Origin of the sequence: Allorhizobium borbori (assembly GCF_014196535.1) — a bacterium.
Lineage (GTDB): Bacteria > Pseudomonadota > Alphaproteobacteria > Rhizobiales > Rhizobiaceae > Ectorhizobium > Ectorhizobium borbori.
In genome coordinates, this window is sequence record NZ_JACIDU010000009.1 from 176,453 (window position 1) to 193,039 (window position 16,587).

14 protein-coding genes and 2 riboswitches are annotated in these 16,587 nt (G+C 63.2%); of the genes, 6 read left to right on the forward strand and 8 right to left on the reverse strand.

What is annotated here, in order from left to right:
* Positions 1-6 precede the first annotated feature (6 nt).
* The 7 genes from GGQ66_RS12815 to rpsU all read right to left on the reverse strand — a co-directional run bounded on the left by GGQ66_RS12815 (position 7) and on the right by rpsU (position 8,133).
* On the reverse strand, positions 7-1,554 hold the full coding sequence (locus tag GGQ66_RS12815) for a M48 family metalloprotease (RefSeq protein WP_183793092.1): 1,548 nt from the start codon (positions 1,552-1,554) through the stop codon (positions 7-9).
* Between the two features lie 208 nt (positions 1,555-1,762).
* Positions 1,763-2,479, reverse strand: coding sequence for a thiamine ABC transporter ATP-binding protein (locus tag GGQ66_RS12820; protein ID WP_183793094.1), 717 nt, complete (start codon positions 2,477-2,479; stop codon positions 1,763-1,765).
* The gene (locus tag GGQ66_RS12825) at positions 2,469-4,091 is read right to left on the reverse strand and encodes a thiamine/thiamine pyrophosphate ABC transporter permease ThiP (RefSeq protein ID WP_183793096.1); all 1,623 of its coding nucleotides are present in this window, start codon (positions 4,089-4,091) and stop codon (positions 2,469-2,471) included. Before GGQ66_RS12825 ends, GGQ66_RS12820 begins: the two co-directional genes overlap by 11 nt.
* 14 nt (positions 4,092-4,105) lie before the next feature.
* On the reverse strand, positions 4,106-5,116 hold the full coding sequence (gene thiB / locus GGQ66_RS12830) for a thiamine ABC transporter substrate binding subunit (RefSeq protein WP_183793098.1): 1,011 nt from the start codon (positions 5,114-5,116) through the stop codon (positions 4,106-4,108).
* A 42-nt stretch (positions 5,117-5,158) separates the two neighbouring features.
* A riboswitch (TPP riboswitch) is annotated at positions 5,159-5,280 on the reverse strand.
* A 73-nt stretch (positions 5,281-5,353) separates the two neighbouring features.
* Positions 5,354-7,177, reverse strand: a complete 1,824-nt coding sequence (locus tag GGQ66_RS12835) for an ABC-F family ATP-binding cassette domain-containing protein (protein ID WP_183793100.1) — start codon at positions 7,175-7,177, stop codon at positions 5,354-5,356.
* A gap of 3 nt (positions 7,178-7,180) precedes the next feature.
* Positions 7,181-7,828, reverse strand: coding sequence for a thiamine diphosphokinase (locus GGQ66_RS12840; RefSeq protein ID WP_183793103.1), 648 nt, complete (start codon positions 7,826-7,828; stop codon positions 7,181-7,183).
* Between the two features lie 86 nt (positions 7,829-7,914).
* Entirely contained in the window at positions 7,915-8,133 is a 219-nt protein-coding gene (rpsU, locus tag GGQ66_RS12845; RefSeq protein ID WP_183793104.1) for a 30S ribosomal protein S21, read from the reverse strand.
* A 295-nt stretch (positions 8,134-8,428) separates the two neighbouring features.
* Here rpsU and GGQ66_RS12850 point away from each other — a divergent pair, with 295 nt between their 5' ends.
* From GGQ66_RS12850 to GGQ66_RS12875, 6 genes are all read left to right on the forward strand, one after another.
* Positions 8,429-9,265, forward strand: a complete 837-nt coding sequence (locus GGQ66_RS12850) for an AAA family ATPase (protein ID WP_183793106.1) — start codon at positions 8,429-8,431, stop codon at positions 9,263-9,265.
* Positions 9,266-9,323: 58 nt separating this feature from the next.
* A riboswitch (SAM riboswitch) is annotated at positions 9,324-9,401 on the forward strand.
* Between the two features lie 55 nt (positions 9,402-9,456).
* Positions 9,457-10,386 (forward strand): homoserine O-acetyltransferase MetA, encoded by a 930-nt coding sequence (metA, locus tag GGQ66_RS12855; RefSeq protein ID WP_183793108.1) that lies wholly within the window; start codon positions 9,457-9,459, stop codon positions 10,384-10,386.
* A gap of 3 nt (positions 10,387-10,389) precedes the next feature.
* Positions 10,390-11,583 (forward strand): vWA domain-containing protein, encoded by a 1,194-nt coding sequence (locus GGQ66_RS12860; protein ID WP_183793110.1) that lies wholly within the window; start codon positions 10,390-10,392, stop codon positions 11,581-11,583.
* Between the two features lie 86 nt (positions 11,584-11,669).
* A complete protein-coding gene (locus tag GGQ66_RS12865) occupies positions 11,670-13,046 on the forward strand; it encodes an ethanolamine ammonia-lyase subunit EutB (protein ID WP_183793111.1) in 1,377 nt (458 codons plus the stop codon).
* On the forward strand, positions 13,043-13,819 hold the full coding sequence (gene eutC, locus GGQ66_RS12870; RefSeq protein ID WP_370686343.1) for an ethanolamine ammonia-lyase subunit EutC: 777 nt from the start codon (positions 13,043-13,045) through the stop codon (positions 13,817-13,819). The genes GGQ66_RS12865 and eutC overlap by 4 nt, the downstream gene beginning before the upstream one ends.
* A 20-nt stretch (positions 13,820-13,839) precedes the next feature.
* Positions 13,840-14,385 (forward strand): DUF924 family protein, encoded by a 546-nt coding sequence (locus tag GGQ66_RS12875; protein WP_183793113.1) that lies wholly within the window; start codon positions 13,840-13,842, stop codon positions 14,383-14,385.
* Between the two features lie 116 nt (positions 14,386-14,501).
* On the opposite strand, the gene pbpC is transcribed toward GGQ66_RS12875, so the two are convergent.
* On the reverse strand, positions 14,502-16,586 hold the full coding sequence (gene pbpC / locus GGQ66_RS12880) for a penicillin-binding protein 1C (protein WP_183793115.1): 2,085 nt from the start codon (positions 16,584-16,586) through the stop codon (positions 14,502-14,504).
* Between the last annotated feature and the right edge of the window lies 1 nt (position 16,587).

Below are 16,587 nucleotides of genomic sequence, written 5' to 3' on the forward strand. Positions count from 1 at the left end.
AGCCAGTCACTCCGAGATGATCTTCACCTTCTGCCCCGGCGACAGGCTCGCCGCTGCCGGCAGCGCGTTGATGAGCTTGAACAGGTCCAGCTTGCGATCCGTGCCCATCATGCGGCTGGAAATCGTCGAGATGGTTTCACCCGGCTGCACCGTCAGCACGCGGATACGCAGCGGCTTCAGCGATGCCGCCTCGGCGGGCGTCATGGTGCGGAAACTGGCCTTCAGGATATTGGCGGTGCGGTCGAGATCGGCATTGCCTTTCGGCACCGCGGTCAGGAAGCGGAAGATGCGGTTCTGCAGGCGCACCACGGTCACGTCGAAATCCCAGCGCTCGGCGCTGGCGCGCGCGGTAGCGGCATCCAGCCCGTTGACCTTGATGCTGCGCACCGTTTCCGGCAGAAGTCCCGCTACCCAGCCGCTCGTCAGATAGGCTTCGAGACTGTTGTTGGAGGAATCCGCCACGCCGTCGAAACGGATGGCGATGTCACCCGGCCCGGTGGCCAGAACCGCCTCCACCTTGTTATCGATCACGAAACCTTCGGGCACATCGAAGCGGATGCCAAGGCTTGAGTGCAGGAAGGTCTGGCCGCGCACATAGCCTTCCTCCGGGCTGTCGCCATAGAGGAGCCCATCGATGCCGGCGAGATAGTAATCGCGACCGCGATCACCCGAAGAGCCTTCAGGGCCGAATTTTGCCGCCTGCTCGCGCGCCAGTTCCACGCGCTGCGGAGCATTGGGGTGGCTTGAGAGGAAGTCGAGGCTCTGGTCGTTGTCGGGCTCCACCGACATGAACCGGCTGTAGGCGGCCATGGATTCAAGGAAGCGTGGTGAGGCGTAGGGGTCGTAGCCCGCTTCACCCAGCATCCGAACGCCGATCACATCGGCCTGCAGTTCCTGCTGGCGCGAGAAGGCAGCCAGGCGCAGCTTGCCGCGCGCCAGAGCCTGCTTGCCGGCCAGATCGGACGACAGAACCTCGGCGACGACACGCGAGGCGATCACTTCCGCTTCCTCGCGCTTCTGGCGCTCGATGCCGTGGTTGGCCGTCACATGCGCCATCTCGTGCGAAAGCACGGCGGCCACTTCCGATGCATCATTGGCCAGCGCCAGAAGACCGCGTGTCACGTAGAGATAGCCGCCCGGCAGCGCGAAGGCATTGATGGCAGGCGAATTGAGAATGGTGATGCGGTAGGACTGGTTGGGATTTTCCGAAACCGCCGTCAGCGCGCCGGTAATGCGCGCCACCAGCCGCTCGGTCTTGCGGTCGTGATATTCGCCGCCATAGCTCGCAACGATGCGCGGATGCTCGCGCGCGCCCATGGCCGCACGCGGATCGTTCTTCTGCACTTCATCGACGATCTGCGGATTGGAGGAGGGTCGCACGCTCGGCTCGTAAGCCTGCTCCATCAGCGACTGGCAGCCGGTCAGAAAAACGCCAAGCGCACCGATGCTCAGCAAACGCAGGGAAGACGCCACAAAAAGCCCTCTCGCCTTCCGCGTATCGTTTCCGCCATGCTGTCCTGCATTTTTCAACGCGGATACGCTTTTCAGGCACATCGAAATGCTCAGTCTCCGAACAAACCGCCGACACAGGACGATGCTTCAATTAATAGCACAAAGTCTTTTCGCAAGTAGGGGAGCCCTGCAATTTATTCATGGCCGAGAAGACGATGCCGGTCATCTCCATGCCAGCCGCGAGCGTCGAAAATGTGGCATGCTCCAAGACCGCATATCAGGCAGGGCGCAGGCTTGTCATGGAGAAGCCTCAGATCTGCCGCATGAAGGTGTCGGCCTCGGCCACGCCCGTGCCGGAAAGAAAGCGCTCCGCTGGCAGATTCACGGCAATTCGGCCCTGTTTCAGAAACAGAACATGGTCGGCGCTGCGCCTCACCTCCTGCGGATCATGAGTCACAATCAGCACCGTATTGCCCGTTTCGCGGTGAAGCTCCACCAGAAGCGCGCTCATGGCCGCCCGCAGATCCGGATCGAGCGCCGCGAAGGGCTCGTCCAGCAGAAGCACAGGCCTGCGACGCACCAGAGCGCGGGCAAAGGCCGCCCTCTGCCGTTCGCCACCCGAAAGCGTTCCCGGCCGGCGCTTTTCGAAACCGCCAAGCCCGACCCGCTCCAGCGCGGTGGACACCGCTGCCCGATCTTGGGCCGACAGCCTTAACGACGGATCGATCCCCAAGCCGATATTGCTGGCGATATCGAGATGGGCGAAGAGATTGTTGTCCTGAAACACCAGCGACACCGGACGCTCTGCGGGGTGAAGCGCTGTCACATCCTGTCCGCCGATGCTGACTGTGCCCGCATCCGGCCGCTCGAACCCGGCGACGAGATTGAGGAAGGTGGTCTTGCCGGAGCCGGAAGGCCCTGTGACCGCCGTGATCGCGCCCGCCGGCAGGCGGCAATCGAAGGCGAAGGTCGCATTGCCGAGCGCAAGCGTCACGCCGGACAGGGCAATCGCGCAATCATCGGTCATCGGTCATCCTGTTCCTTGAGCCAAGCGTCCCCACCACCGTCAGAAGCAGGCAGACAAAACCGAGAATGAGGGCGAAGCCATCCGCCTCGTTGGTCCGGTAGCTTCCGAGCCGGCTGTAGATGAGATAGGGCAGCGTCACCAGATCGTCGGAGCCGAACAACGCTACCGCCCCGAGATCGCCGAGCGACAGAGCCATGGCAAAGGAAAGCGCCATCAGCACCGGTTTGGCCAGTACCGGCCCGTCGATCAGCCGCAGCCGCGCAAAACCCTGAATGCCGAGACTGGCAGCAAGCCGCCCCGTCCGCGCCTGGTGCACATCGAAGGCCGGCGAAAGCACGCGGATGACAAAAGGCAGCGCCATCAGGCTGTTGATCACGATGACGAGCGTCGGCGCAAAGCGGGCGACGTCGCCGAACGGGCGCAGCGCCAGAAACCAGCCGGTGCCGAGCATCAACGGCGACACCAGCAGAATGAGCGATCCCGCGCCGGAAAGCCCCGCACGGATGCCCCGCAGCGCCATTCCGGCTCGCCGCTCGCTGCCAATGGCCGCCCGCGCGTGAATGATGGTTGCGGCCAGCATCACCGAAAGGCAACCGGCGCTCAGCGCAATGGCAAGGCTTGTCAACGCCGCCCGGCGAAAGGCCGGCGAGAAAAGAAGGGCCGGAAGATCGGCCTTCAACCCGGCCAGAACCACGGCCAGCAGCGGCAGGCCGGTAAAGGTGGTTGCCAGCAGCAGCACGGTACCATCGACCCATTGCGTTTGCCGCCGCCAGCCATCGAAGCGCCGACCGCCACGCGCCAGTGTAGCACTCTGTTCCACCGGCACCGGAACAAAGGCCATGGCGGCCAGCAATATGCCGGTCATGGTGATCTGCATCAGTGCAAGCGCCACAGCCCGGCCCGGGTCGAAATCGAACCGCAGCGCCTGATAGACCGCCACCTCGATGGTCGTTGCCGCTGGCCCGCCGCCAAGCACCAGAACCAGCGTGAAGCTCGTGACGCACAGCATGAAGATGAGCCCGGCCACCCCCGGCAGAAGCCCGAGCAGCACCGGCCCTTCGATGAAACGGAACACGGAGCGCGAGGGCATGCCGAGCGAGGCGGCAACGCGCCAGTATTCGCCGGGGATACGCTCCAGCCCCGCCAGCATCAGCCGTGCCGCGAGCGGCATGTTGAAGAAGACATGCGCCAGAAGGATACCGGAAAGCCCGTAAATGCTCACCGGTTCGGCAAGGCCGAGCATGCGCAACAGATCGTTCATCGCCCCCTGCCGGCCCCAGATGCCGATTAGGCCGAGTGCGCCGATCAGCACGGGCAAGCCCATGGGCACCGCAAGCAACCGGACAATCCAGATGCGGCCCGGAAATTGCGGCCGCCGCGCCAGCGCGCGGGCAACGGGAATGCCAAAGAGCACCGAAAGCAGGGTGGACAACGTCGCCTGCCAGAGCGTGAAGCGGGCCACGCTCAGTGTATAGGTATCAAGGAGGCCGGAAAATCCGGCCCCGTCAAACAGCAGAAGAGCCGCGAGTGCCGTGCCGGCAAAGCCGGTGATGACGGCAAGAACCAGAGCCCCGCCGCCAATCGCCCGCATTCTTTCACCCGCCGTCAGCATGGCCGGTCAGGCTTTCACTTGACCGAGGCGGCCAGCCACTCGTCGATCCAGGCCTTGCGGTTCTTGGCAACCTCCTCAGAGGGGATGAGGAGGGTCTTTTCCGGCTTCACCAGCGTGTTGAACGCCTCCGGCAGCGGTGCGGACGTGGCGGCAGCCGGCCACATCCAGTTGTTTTCCGGGATCGCGTCCTGGAAGCCGGGCGTCAGCATGAAGCGCAGAAAATCTCGGCCGAGTTCCTTTTCCGGTGCGTTCTTCAACAGGCCGGCCACCTCGATCTGGACATAATGACCTTCGGAAAAGGCCGCCGCCTGATAGCGCGTCTCCTTGTCGGCAATGATGTGATAGGCCGGCGATGTCGTATAGGACAGCACCATCGGCACCTCACCCTTGGTGAACAGGCCATAGGCTTCCGACCAGCCGGGCGTCACCGTCAGCACCCGCTTGTTGAGCGCTCTCCACGCCTCACCAGCCTTGTCGCCATAGACCGACTTCACCCACAGAAGCAGGCCGAGACCGGGTGTGGAGGTGCGCGGATCCTGAATGGCGATCTTCTGCGACGGGTCGCCCTCGACCAGTTCCTTCAGGCTCTTCGGCGGGCTCGTCACCACCTTGGAATCGTAGATGACCGCGAAGTGGCCGTAATCATAGGGAACGAATACCTCATCCTTGAAGCCGCCCGGCACGGTTGTCGCCGACGTATCGACACCGCTCGCCTCAAACAGGCCGGTATCCCTGGCTTCCGCCGTCAGGCTGGTGTCGAGGCCGAGCACCACATCCGCCTTGGCGGAGGCACCTTCCAGTTTCAGGCGCGAAAGCAGCGCCACGCCATCGGTAATGCCGACAAAGTTCACCGTGCAGTCGCAGGTCTTCTCGAAGGCTTCCTTCACCTTCGGCCCCGGTCCCCATTCGGAAACGAAGCTCTCATAGGTATAGACCGTCAGCGTCTTGCCCGCGGCGTCCGCCGCAACCGAAGACAGGGAGAATACGGCGCAGGCCGCAAGCAGGGACAGGAATTTCGTGCGCATCAGCGCCTCCTCGTTCGATCGTGTTGACGGGAATAGGGCGCAGGATGCGAGCCGTCTAATCCCTCCGCCGGTGCTAACCGGATCAGGTTCTTCGGGTTGGCAACCGTGAACACGGCCAATGCCTCTCAGCCCCGGTCGAAACCGGGGCACCCCGTTAGAGCGAGGAGAGATGTAGCGCGATGTTGGGAATGTGACAAGGGCGAGAAACAGACCTGTTCTCGCCCAGGCAGGGAGAAATCAGCCTTCCAGCTCTTCCCGCAGCATTTCGAGTTCCAGCCATTCCTCTTCCATCGCCGCCAGCTTGTCGCGCAGCTTTTCCAGTTCGCCGGCCAACCTGTTGAAGCCTGCCGGGTCCTTGGTGAAGAGGTTGGGGTCGGCCATCTTTGCCTCGCGGGCGGCCATGTCGGCCTGAAGCTTTTCCATTTCCTTCGGCAGATTGTCCAACGCGAACTTCTGCTTGTAGGAAAGCTTGCCCTTGCCCTTCGGCGTCTCGACCGCATTGGCAGTCTCGGCCTTCGGCTTTTCGGCGGCCTTTTCCGCCTTGCGGCGTTCGTCAGCCGCCCCCTTGCGCTGGGCCAGCATGTCGGAGTAGCCGCCGGCATATTCGATCCAGCGTCCGTCCGGCGCATCCGGAACGGCGGGCGCGATGGTGGAGGTCACTGTGCGGTCCAGGAAATCGCGGTCGTGGCTGACAAGGATGACCGTGCCGGAATAGCCAGCGACGATTTCCTGCAACAGATCCAGCGTCTCGATGTCGAGATCGTTCGTCGGCTCGTCGAGGATCAGCAGGTTGGAGGGCCGCGCCATGATGCGGGCAAGGATGAGGCGCGCGCGCTCGCCGCCGGAAAGGTTGCGGATCGGCGTGCGAGCCTGCTCCGGCTGGAACAGGAAGTCCTTCATATAGCCGGACACATGCTTCTGCTCACCGTTCACCAGAAGGTTTTCGCCGCGCCCGTCGGTCAGATAATGGGCGAGCGTTTCCTCCGGATTGAGGTCCTCGCGCTTCTGGTCCAGCGTGGCGATTTCAAGCTTGGTGCCCAGCTTGACGATGCCGGAATCCGGCTCAAGCTGGCCCGTTAGCATCTTCAGAAGCGTCGTCTTGCCGGCACCGTTCGGCCCGACGAGACCGATGCAATCGCCGCGGTGCACCCGCAGCGAAAACGGCGCGACGATGGTGCGCCCCTCATAGGCCTTGGTGATCTTGTCCGCCTCGATGACCAGCTTGCCGGATTCGCGCCCCTCGGTAATCGTGGCCTGAACCGAACCCTGCGGCCCCTTGTGACCACGAAACTTCGCGCGCATGTCCTGCAGTTCGCCGACGCGGCGCATGTTGCGCTTGCGCCGCGCGGTCACGCCGTAGCGCATCCAGTGTTCCTCGCGCTCGATGGCGCGGCCGAGCTTGTGCTGCTCCTGCTCTTCCTCTTCCAGCACCTTGTCACGCCAGGCTTCGAAGTGGGAGAAATCGCGGTCGAGCCGCCGGGCAATGCCGCGATCGAGCCACACGGTCGCGGTCGAAACCTTTTCGAGAAAGCGCCGGTCGTGCGAAATCAGCACCAGAGCCGAGCGGCTGCGTGAAAGCTCATCTTCCAGCCATTCGATGGTCGGGAGATCGAGGTGGTTGGTCGGCTCATCGAGCATGAGAATGTCGGGTTTGGGCGCCATGACGCGGGCGAGCGCTGCCCGGCGCGCCTCACCGCCGGAAAGCCGGGAGGGGTCTTCCTCGCCGGTCAGCCCGAGATGCTGGAGCAGATAGGTGACGCGGTAGGGGTCGTCGCCGGGTCCGAGCCCCGCCTCGCAATAGGCCTGCACCGTCGTGAAGCTGCCGAAATCCGGCGCCTGCTCCAGATAGCGGATGGTGGCGGAGGGATGGCGAAAGACTTCGCCCGACTGCGCCTCGACAAGCCCGGCGGCAATCTTCATCAGCGTCGATTTGCCGGAGCCGTTGCGCCCCACCAGGCAGATGCGGTCGCCCGGTTCCACCTGGAGCGATGCGCCGGCCAGAAGCGGCGTCACACCGAAGGTGAGGAAGATATTGTCGAGCTTCAGGATCGGGGGGGCCAAGAATCAAACTCCGGTAAAATCATAGGGGCGCGACAGAATGATCGCACGCCCGCCTTCATGGGTCAGGCGAACCCGCCCGCGCGCCACATTGCAGATCGTCATCGGCGGTCCGAAGGGCACATCGCGGCGGTCGAGGCCGTATTTCGCGTTTTCGATGGTGAGCGCCGCAAGATCGGTCAGGCCGAGAATGGAAAACAACGCGCCGTCGGGCAGATCGACCTCAACCGTGCCAGCGAGAAAGGGAACCATCTCCTCTTCGCCGGACGTCAGCAGTACATCGAGGCCGCGTTCGGCCAGATGCACGGCATAGACGACATGCTGCAAGGCATGGTCGGAACGGGTTCCTCCAAGCGCACCGGCCAGAACAAGCCGTTTCGCGCCCAGCGCAATGGCGGTTTCAACGCCAAGCTGGCCGTCGGTCGCATCCTTTTCGCGGGGGAAGGTCTGGCGCGGCACAGTGGCATAGCGTTCGAAAAGGGCGGGATCGGCGGAATCGAAATCCCCGACCCACAGTTCCGGCACGACGCCCAGCGCCTCGGCATGACGCATGCCGCCATCCGCCGCAATGACACGGCTGCCGGCCATGGCCGCCATCAGCCGTTCGGTCTTTTCAAGCTCGCCGCCGAGCAGGATGGTGAAACTGTCGCTCATGGCCCTGCAATAGCGCATATACCCGTCAAAGGAAAAGGCCCCGCGAGAACGGAGCCTTTTACAAACGGACCGGCCAAGCCAGGCGATCAGTGCTTGCGGGCGACAACGCCTTCCTTCAGAGCCTTCTTGCGCGCCAGCTTGCGGGTGCGGCGAATGGCTTCGGCCTTTTCGCGCGCGCGCTTCTCGGACGGCTTCTCATAGGAGGCACGAGCCTTCATTTCACGAAACACACCTTCGCGCTGAAGCTTCTTCTTCAGAACGCGCAGCGCCTGCTCGACATTGTTGTCACGAACGAGAACCTGCAATGTAACTCCTTTGCTTCGCCCTGCGGCGATAATTGGTTTGAAGCGGCAAAGCCGCGATCAATGGTGACGATCCGGCGCGTGAAAGCCGGAGGAATTCTCTGGATACGGACGAAAATTCCGCCGGGCGCCCTGTGGCGTCGTGAGACGGCATTTCAGGCGGCAAACCGCCCTGTCATTCGGTGGCGTATAATGGTTCGGTCGGGCCGCGAACTCAAGCGCTTTCTGCGCCAAAAGGTTCCAAAGAATGCATTCATCCGCTATTGATCGCCTGAAAGTGACGTTTGGAGGACGCCCGATGGAATTTTCCGGCACCGGAAGCTATATCGCCGACAAGGATCTGATGGTCGCGGTCAATGCCGCCATCAAGCTGGAGCGTCCACTGCTGGTCAAGGGCGAGCCCGGCACCGGCAAGACGGAACTGGCCCGGCAGGTTGCCGAAGGCCTTGGCCTCGACATCATCGAATGGAACGTCAAATCCACCACCAAAGCCCAGCAGGGCCTTTATGAGTACGACGCGGTCTCGCGCCTGCGCGACAGCCAGCTTGGCGACCCCCGTGTCTCCGATGTGGCGAACTACATCCGCAAGGGCAAGCTCTGGCAGGCTTTTGCCGCCGGTCGCAAGGTCGTTCTCCTGATCGATGAAATCGACAAGGCCGATATCGAGTTCCCCAACGATCTCCTGCAGGAACTCGACCGCATGGAGTTTCATGTCTACGAGACCGGCGAGGTGGTGCGTGCGCAAGTCCGTCCCATCGTCATCATCACCTCCAACAACGAGAAGGAACTGCCGGACGCCTTCCTGCGCCGCTGCTTCTTCCACTTCATCCGCTTCCCCGAGGCCGAAACACTCGCCCGCATCGTGGAAGTCCATTATCCCGGCATCCGCCACGACCTGCTGCGCAACGCGCTGACTCTCTTCTACGAAATCCGCGCCGTGCCCGGCCTGAAGAAGAAGCCATCCACATCCGAAGCGCTGGACTGGATTCGCCTTCTGGTCGCCGATGAGGTTTCGCCCGACGATCTCAAGGTCGATCCGAAGACCATCCTGCCGAAGCTCCACGGTGCGCTTCTGAAGAATGAGCAGGATTTGCACCTCTTCGAACGGCTTGCCTTCATGGCCCGGCGCAACTGACGAATTTTGCGGCATCTGCACGCCGCAAAGATTGATTTTTCCGCAATACACCGGTAAATGGAAAGTCCGTGGTGATTTGGCCGGCCGGCTTGCAGCCACGTTAAAAAACTCGCTAAAGGGCCGAGGGAGCGATGTTCCCGAAACCGTTTATCGAGACCGGCTGGCTTGTTTCAAAGTCTGGATCGTGTCCCATGCCCATCAAGATTCCCGATACGCTGCCCGCCTTCGACACCCTCGTTTCCGAGGGCGTGCGGGTCATGACTGAAACAGCGGCCGTCCGTCAGGATATTCGCCCGCTTCAGATCGGGCTCCTGAACCTCATGCCGAACAAGATCAAGACGGAAATCCAGATGGCGCGCCTCGTCGGCGCGTCGCCGCTGCAGGTGGAATTCACGCTGGTTCGCGTCGGTGGTCACACACCGCGCAACACCTCCGCCGAACATCTCCTCTCGTTCTACCAGACCTGGGACGAGATCAAGGACCGCAAGTTCGACGGCTTCATCATCACCGGCGCGCCCGTCGAAACCATTCCCTACGAGGACGTGACCTACTGGTCGGAAATGCAGAGGATTCTCGACTGGACCGAAACCAACGTCCATTCGACACTCAACATCTGCTGGGGCGCGATGGCGGCGATCTACCACTTCCACGGTGTTCCCAAGCACGCCCTGAAGGAAAAGGCCTTCGGCGTGTTCCGCCACAGGAACCTCAAGCCTTCCTCCGTTTTCCTCAACGGCTTCTCCGACGATTTCGAGGTGCCCGTGTCGCGCTGGACGGAAATCCGCCGCGCCGATGTCGAGGAAAAGGGGCAGGCCCTCGATATTCTGGCGGAATCCGACGGTTCCGGCGTTTGCCTGGTGCAGGACACCACGGCCAACCGGCTCTACATGTTCAACCATGTGGAATATGACTCCACCTCGCTCGGCGATGAATATTTCCGCGACGTGAATGCCGGTGTGCCCATCAAGATGCCGCACGATTATTTCCCGCACAACGATCCGGCGCTGACGCCCCTGAACCGCTGGCGCAGCCATGCGCATCTCTTCTTCGGCAACTGGATCAACGAGATGTACCAGACCACCCCCTACGATCTCGCGGAGATCGGCACCGACAAGGGATAAGCGATGTTCATCCCCTTCTTCCTGGCGCTGAAGGCAGAAAAGGTTCCCGTAACACTACGGGAACTCCTGGACCTGCTGGAGGGCATGAAGCAGGGGATTGCCGCCTTCGATATCGAGGCCTTCTACTATCTCGCCCGCGCCGCACTGGTGAAGGACGAGCGCCATATCGACCGCTTCGACCGGGTGTTTTCCACTCACTTCAAGGGTCTTGCCGCTCTTTCGGGCGATGGTGAGGGCGAGGGCCCGGCCCCGGTCGACCTGCCCGCCGAATGGTTGGCGAAACTGGCGGAAAAATACCTCACCGATGCGGAGAAAAGAGAGATCGAGGCCCTTGGCGGTCTCGACAAGCTCATGGAAACGCTTCGACAGCGGCTGGAAGAACAAAAAGCCCGCCATCAGGGCGGCAACAAGTGGATCGGCACCGCCGGCACCTCCCCCTTCGGGGCCTATGGCTTCAATCCCGAAGGCGTGCGCATCGGACAGGAGCAATCCCGCCACCGCCGCGCCGTGAAGGTTTGGGACAAGCGCGAATTTCGCAATTACGACGACACGGTGGAACTTGGCACCCGCAACATCAAGGTGGCGCTCAAGCGCCTGCGCCGCTGGGTGCGCGACGGTGCGGCCGATGAATTCGACCTGTCCGGCACCATCCGCTCCACCGCCGAACACGGCTATCTCGACGTAAAGACACGGCCCGAACGGCGCAATGCCGTGAAACTTCTGATGTTCCTCGATTCCGGCGGTTCAATGGACGACCATATCCGCGTCATCGAGGAGTTGTTTTCCGCCGCCCGCGCCGAATTCCGGCACATGGAATATTTCTACTTCCACAATTGCATTTATGAAGGCGTGTGGAAGGACAACCGCCGCCGCCACGCCGACCGCATCCCCACTCTCGACGTCATCCGTACCTTCGGGCCGGATTACCGCATCGTCTTTGCCGGCGATGCATCCATGGGTCCCTACGAAGTGACCATGGCGGGCGGCTCCGTCGAGCATTGGAACCAGGAGCCCGGCGCCGTCTGGCTCGATCGCATCACCGGCCATTTCCGGAAATCCGTTTGGCTGAACCCGGTGCGCGAGGACTATTGGGATCACACCATGTCCATCGGACTCATCCGCAAACTGATGGGCGAGCGCATGTTTCCCCTCACCCTCGGCGGCCTCGATGCCGCCATCCGCGAACTGTCGCGTTGATTTCGCAACCGCGAAACACTTGACGCCCGTCAACACCCCTGCCCTAATGCCGGCTCCGGAAAAAACAAACGGGGAACCCGCCGGCCATGGCCTACCAGATCACCGCTGGCGGCGAGCTTTATCGCTTCGCCGACCTGAAGACATTGATGGCGAAAGCCACGCCACCGCGTTCGGGCGATTATCTCGCCGGCGTCGCTGCGGCAAGCGCTGCCGAAAATATCGCCGCCAAGATGTGTCTGGCCGATGTGCCGCTGAAAACCTTCCTTAGCGAAGCGCTGATCCCCTATGAAGAAGACGAGGTGACACGCCTCATCATCGATGGTCACGATGCACAGGCCTTCGCGCCGGTTTCGCATATGACGGTCGGAAGCTTTCGCGAATGGCTGCTGTCACCCGCCGCCAATGCCGTCACACTCGCTGCCCTCGCCCCCGGCCTGACGCCGGAAATGGTGGCTGCCACATCCAAGCTGATGCGTAATCAGGATCTGATCCTTGCCGCCCGCAAATGCCGGATCGTCACCAGATTCCGGAACACCATCGGCCTCGAAGGCACCATGGCGGTGCGCCTCCAGCCGAACCACCCTTCCGACGACCGCATGGGCATCGCCGCCTCCATTGTCGACGGTCTGCTCTATGGCTGCGGCGATGCGGTGATCGGCATCAACCCCGCCTCCGACAGCGTGCCGGTTCTGACCGGGCTGGTGGAAATGCTGGCGGAAATCATTGCCCGCTATGAAATTCCGACGCAATCCTGCGTGCTCACCCACGTCACCACCTCCATCGCCATGGCTGAAAAGGGCGTACCGGTCGATCTCGTCTTCCAGTCCATTGCCGGCACGGAAAAGACCAACGCCTCCTTTGGTATCTCGCTTGCCACGCTGCGCGAGGGTTATGAAGCCGGCCTTGCGCTGAAGCGCGGCACGGTCGGCGACAACGTCATGTATTTCGAGACGGGACAAGGCTCCGCCCTTTCCGCAGACGCCCATCACGGCGTCGATCAGCAGACCTGCGAGGCGCGTGCCTATGCGGTCGCCCGCGCCTTCAAACCGCTCCTCGTCAACACCGTGGTCGGCTTCATCGGCCCGGAATATCTCTATGACGGCAAGCAGATCATCCGTGCCGGTCTGGAAGACCATTTCTGCGGCAAGCTACTTGGCGTGCCGATGGGCTGCGACATCTGCTACACCAACCATGCCGAAGCCGATCAGGACGACATGGATACGCTGCTGACCCTTCTGGGCGCCGCCGGCGTGAATTTCATCATGGGCATTCCCGGTGCCGACGACGTCATGCTCGGCTACCAGTCCACCTCCTTCCACGATCAGCTTTACGTGCGCGAGGTGCTCGGCCTGAAACGCGCGCCGGAATTCCGGGACTGGCTGAACAGGATGCAGGTGACGGACGACACCGGCCACCTTCTGCCACAGACCGCCGGACAATCGCTGCTGAGGATCGCATCGTGACCGAAGACACCAAGTCCGCCGACATCGTCACGCTCGATCCGTGGGAAGCGCTGCGCCGTCACACCGATGCCTCCATCGCGCTCGGTCGCGTCGGCGCATCACTGCCCACATCGCAGGTGCTGCGCTTTTCCTATGCCCATGCCACCGCCCGCGATGCCGTGCATATTCCCTTCGACAAGGAAGCGCTGCGGGCTGGTCTTTCCGATCTCGGCCTCATGAACATCCCGGTATCGAGCCAGGCGGAAAGCCGGCAGACCTATCTGTCGCGGCCCGATCTTGGCCGTCGCCTGAAACCGGAGGATGTCGACCGGCTGAAAGCGCTGGGGTCGGAACCCTGCGACATCGCCATCGTCGTGGCCGACGGCCTGTCCTCAACCGCCATCGCCGCCAATGCCGTGCCGTTCATCGCCGATCTTCTGCCGCTTTTCGCCAGCGAGGGCCTCTCCGTCGGGCCGATCGCCGTCGTCGAAAACGGCCGCGTCGCCATCGGTGACGAAATCGGCGTAGCGCTTCAGGCCCGCCTCGTGCTGATGCTGATCGGCGAACGCCCCGGCCTCTCCTCCGTCGACAGCCTCGGCGCCTATCTCACCTATGGCCCTCGGCCCGGTCTTTCCGATGCCGACCGTAACTGCATTTCCAACATTCGCGACGCCGGCCTGAAACTGCCTCTTGCCGCTGCAAAGGCGTTCTGGCTCATCCGTGAAGCTTTGAAACGCAGGCTGACCGGGGTAGACTTGAAGGAGGAGCAGCAGGCCGCACTGCCGGAAAGCTGAAATTTGAGCTGGAGACTTGCATGACCATTCCCGACGAAGCCCTCGCCGTCACCCGTTTCTGGCGCGAGGCGGGGCCCGACAAATGGTTCTGCAAGGACGAGGCCTTCGACCGCACCTTCCGCGAAACCTTCGCCGACCTCCACTGGTCCGCCGCCCGCCGCGAGCGGGAAAGCTGGATCGACCAGCCCGAAAGCGCGCTGGCGCTCTTCATCCTGCTCGACCAGTATCCGCGCAATTCGTTCCGTAACACCGGGCATATGTATGCCACCGACCCGCTGGCACTGCATTATTGCCGCCGGGCTCTGGCGCTTGGTCATGACGAGGCGATGGAGAAGGATGTGCGGGTGTTCTTCTACCTGCCGCTCACCCATTCGGAAGATCTCTCCGATCAGCACGAATGCGTCCGCCTCAACGAAAAGCTCGGCGAACCCTGGCTTCCCCACGCCATCGACCACCGCGATATCGTCGCCCGCTTCGGTCGGTTTCCCCACCGCAACGCCATTCTGGGCCGGGAAACGACACCGGAGGAACAGGCCTTTCTCGATGAAGGCGGCTTTGCCGGGTAAGGACAACCTCCCTCTGGCTGCCGTCCCCTCTCCCCCTTGTGGGGAGAGGGGACGGCAGCGGGACGAGGGGCACGGCAACCTCTGATCCGGCAACCCGAGGTGTTGCCTCCCGCCGCCTATTCCAGAAACACCCCGACGCTCGCTGCACGACCGTCCGCGTCGATCACCGTCAGCCGTGAAAAGCCGCCGCCATCCGGCAACCATTCGCTGGTGCGCCGGCGGGTCGGATCACCGGAAAGCGGCTTGCCGTTCGCAAGCCACCGGAACGGCGCCTTGCCGCCCTGAAGTTTCAGCACCAGCGGTTCGGCGTCGCGCTCGCTCCTGAACCCCAGTTCCACCCGCGCGCCCTCCGGCGGATAGACGATACGCGGCGGCGGTTCCTGGGCCTTCAGGCGCGGCAGGCCGTTTTCCGTGGCGGCAAACCGGCGAAGCCCGAAGGGAAGCTCGGAGAAGGCAAGATGCGCCGCACCGACCGGCGCTTCCGGCAGCGGCGTGATCGCCACGCCCGAACGCGCAAAGCCCTCGAACAGAACGGGGGCCGCGGCCTGATAGCCGGTGAGGCCCGGCACCGCGCCATTATCCGCCCTTCCGATCCACACGCCCAGCACATGCCGCCCGTCGAACCCCACCGACCAGGCATCGCGATAGCCGTAGCTCGTGCCGGTCTTGTAGGCGATGCCGCCGACGGGACTGCCGGGCGGCGGCAGAACGGCCGAGAGAATATCCGACACCTGCCAGGCGGCGGATGGTGTCGTCAGCGGCTCTCCGTCGAAAGCGCCGGGTTCGCCCGTCACCCCATCGCCCAGCCGCATCGGTTTGCCGCGGTTGGGAAAGGCGGTGTAAAGCTGCGTCAGTTCCTTGAGCGAAATGCCGGCCCCGCCGAGCGCGATGGAAAGTCCGGCCGGCTCACCCGTCGGCAGTTGCAGCTTCACATCCGCGCGCCTCAGCCTAACCATCAGTCGCGCGGGGCCGGTGGCCTCAAGCAGCTTCACCGCCGGCACGTTGAGCGACAGTTGCAATGCCCGGCGGATCGACACATCGCCCTGATAGGTCATGTCGAAGTTGCGCGGCCGGTAGCCGGAGAAATCGGCGGGCCGGTCTTCCACGATGCTTTCCTGCGCCACAAGCCCTTCCTCGAAGCCGAGCGCATAGATGAAGGGTTTCAGCGCCGAACCGGGCGAACGAACGGCCTCCGTCATGTCGATCCAGCCGCGCCGTCCGCCGTCGAAATAATCCGCCGAACCCACGCGCGCCAGAATATCGCCTGTGCGGGCATCGGCCATCACCATGGCCACAGAAAGCTTCGGCCCCAGCCGCTCCGCCGCGCCCGCCGCCACCGCTTCCAGCGCCCCCTGAATGCGCGCGTCGAGCGTCGTGCGGTAAAGCCGCTCGCCGGGCTTCTTGAGAAGGGCCGTGCCCGCCAGATGCGCGGCAAGCGCAGGCAGCGCCCGGCGGGATGCGGGAACGGCCGCCATCTCCGCTCGGGCCGCCTCGCCGGCATCGAGCCCCCCGGCCTTCACCGCCCGGTCTATCACCCGTTCGCGCGCCTTGGCCGCCACCTCGGGAAAGCGGTCGGGCCGGCGTTTCTCCGGCAATTGTGGCAGCGCCACCAGAAGCGCGGCTTCCGCAACCGAAAGCCGCTTCGGTTCCTTGCCGAACCAGGCGAGACTGGCGGCGCGCACGCCCTCCAGATTGCCGCCATAGGGCGCCAGCGTCAGGTAAAGGTCGAGGATTTCCGCCTTGGAAAGCCGCCGCTCGATCTGCACCGCCCGTGCCATCTGGCGAAGCTTGGCAAACAGGCTGCGTTCGGCGCGCGGCTCGATCAACCGCGCCACCTGCATGGAAAGCGTCGATGCGCCGGAAACGATGCGGCCATGCGTCACGAATTGCCAGGCCGCCCGCGCGATGGCTTGCGGATCGATGCCGTGATGGTCATGAAACCGCCGGTCCTCATAGGCAACGAGTATCTGCACCAGCCGAGGATCGACATCCGCCGCCCCGGTCTTCAGCCGCCAACGTCCCTCCCTGGTCGCGAAGGCGCGCAGCAGAGCCCCGTTTCGGTCCAGCACCTCCGCCGAAACCACCCGCGCAGCATCAAGCGGCGGCGGATAGGCTTTGTCAGCCCAATAGAGCGCGAAGATGGCGGCGATGCCGATGAGGCCTGAAACGGCCACGCCGAAGACCAGCCGCCGCCCGCGCATG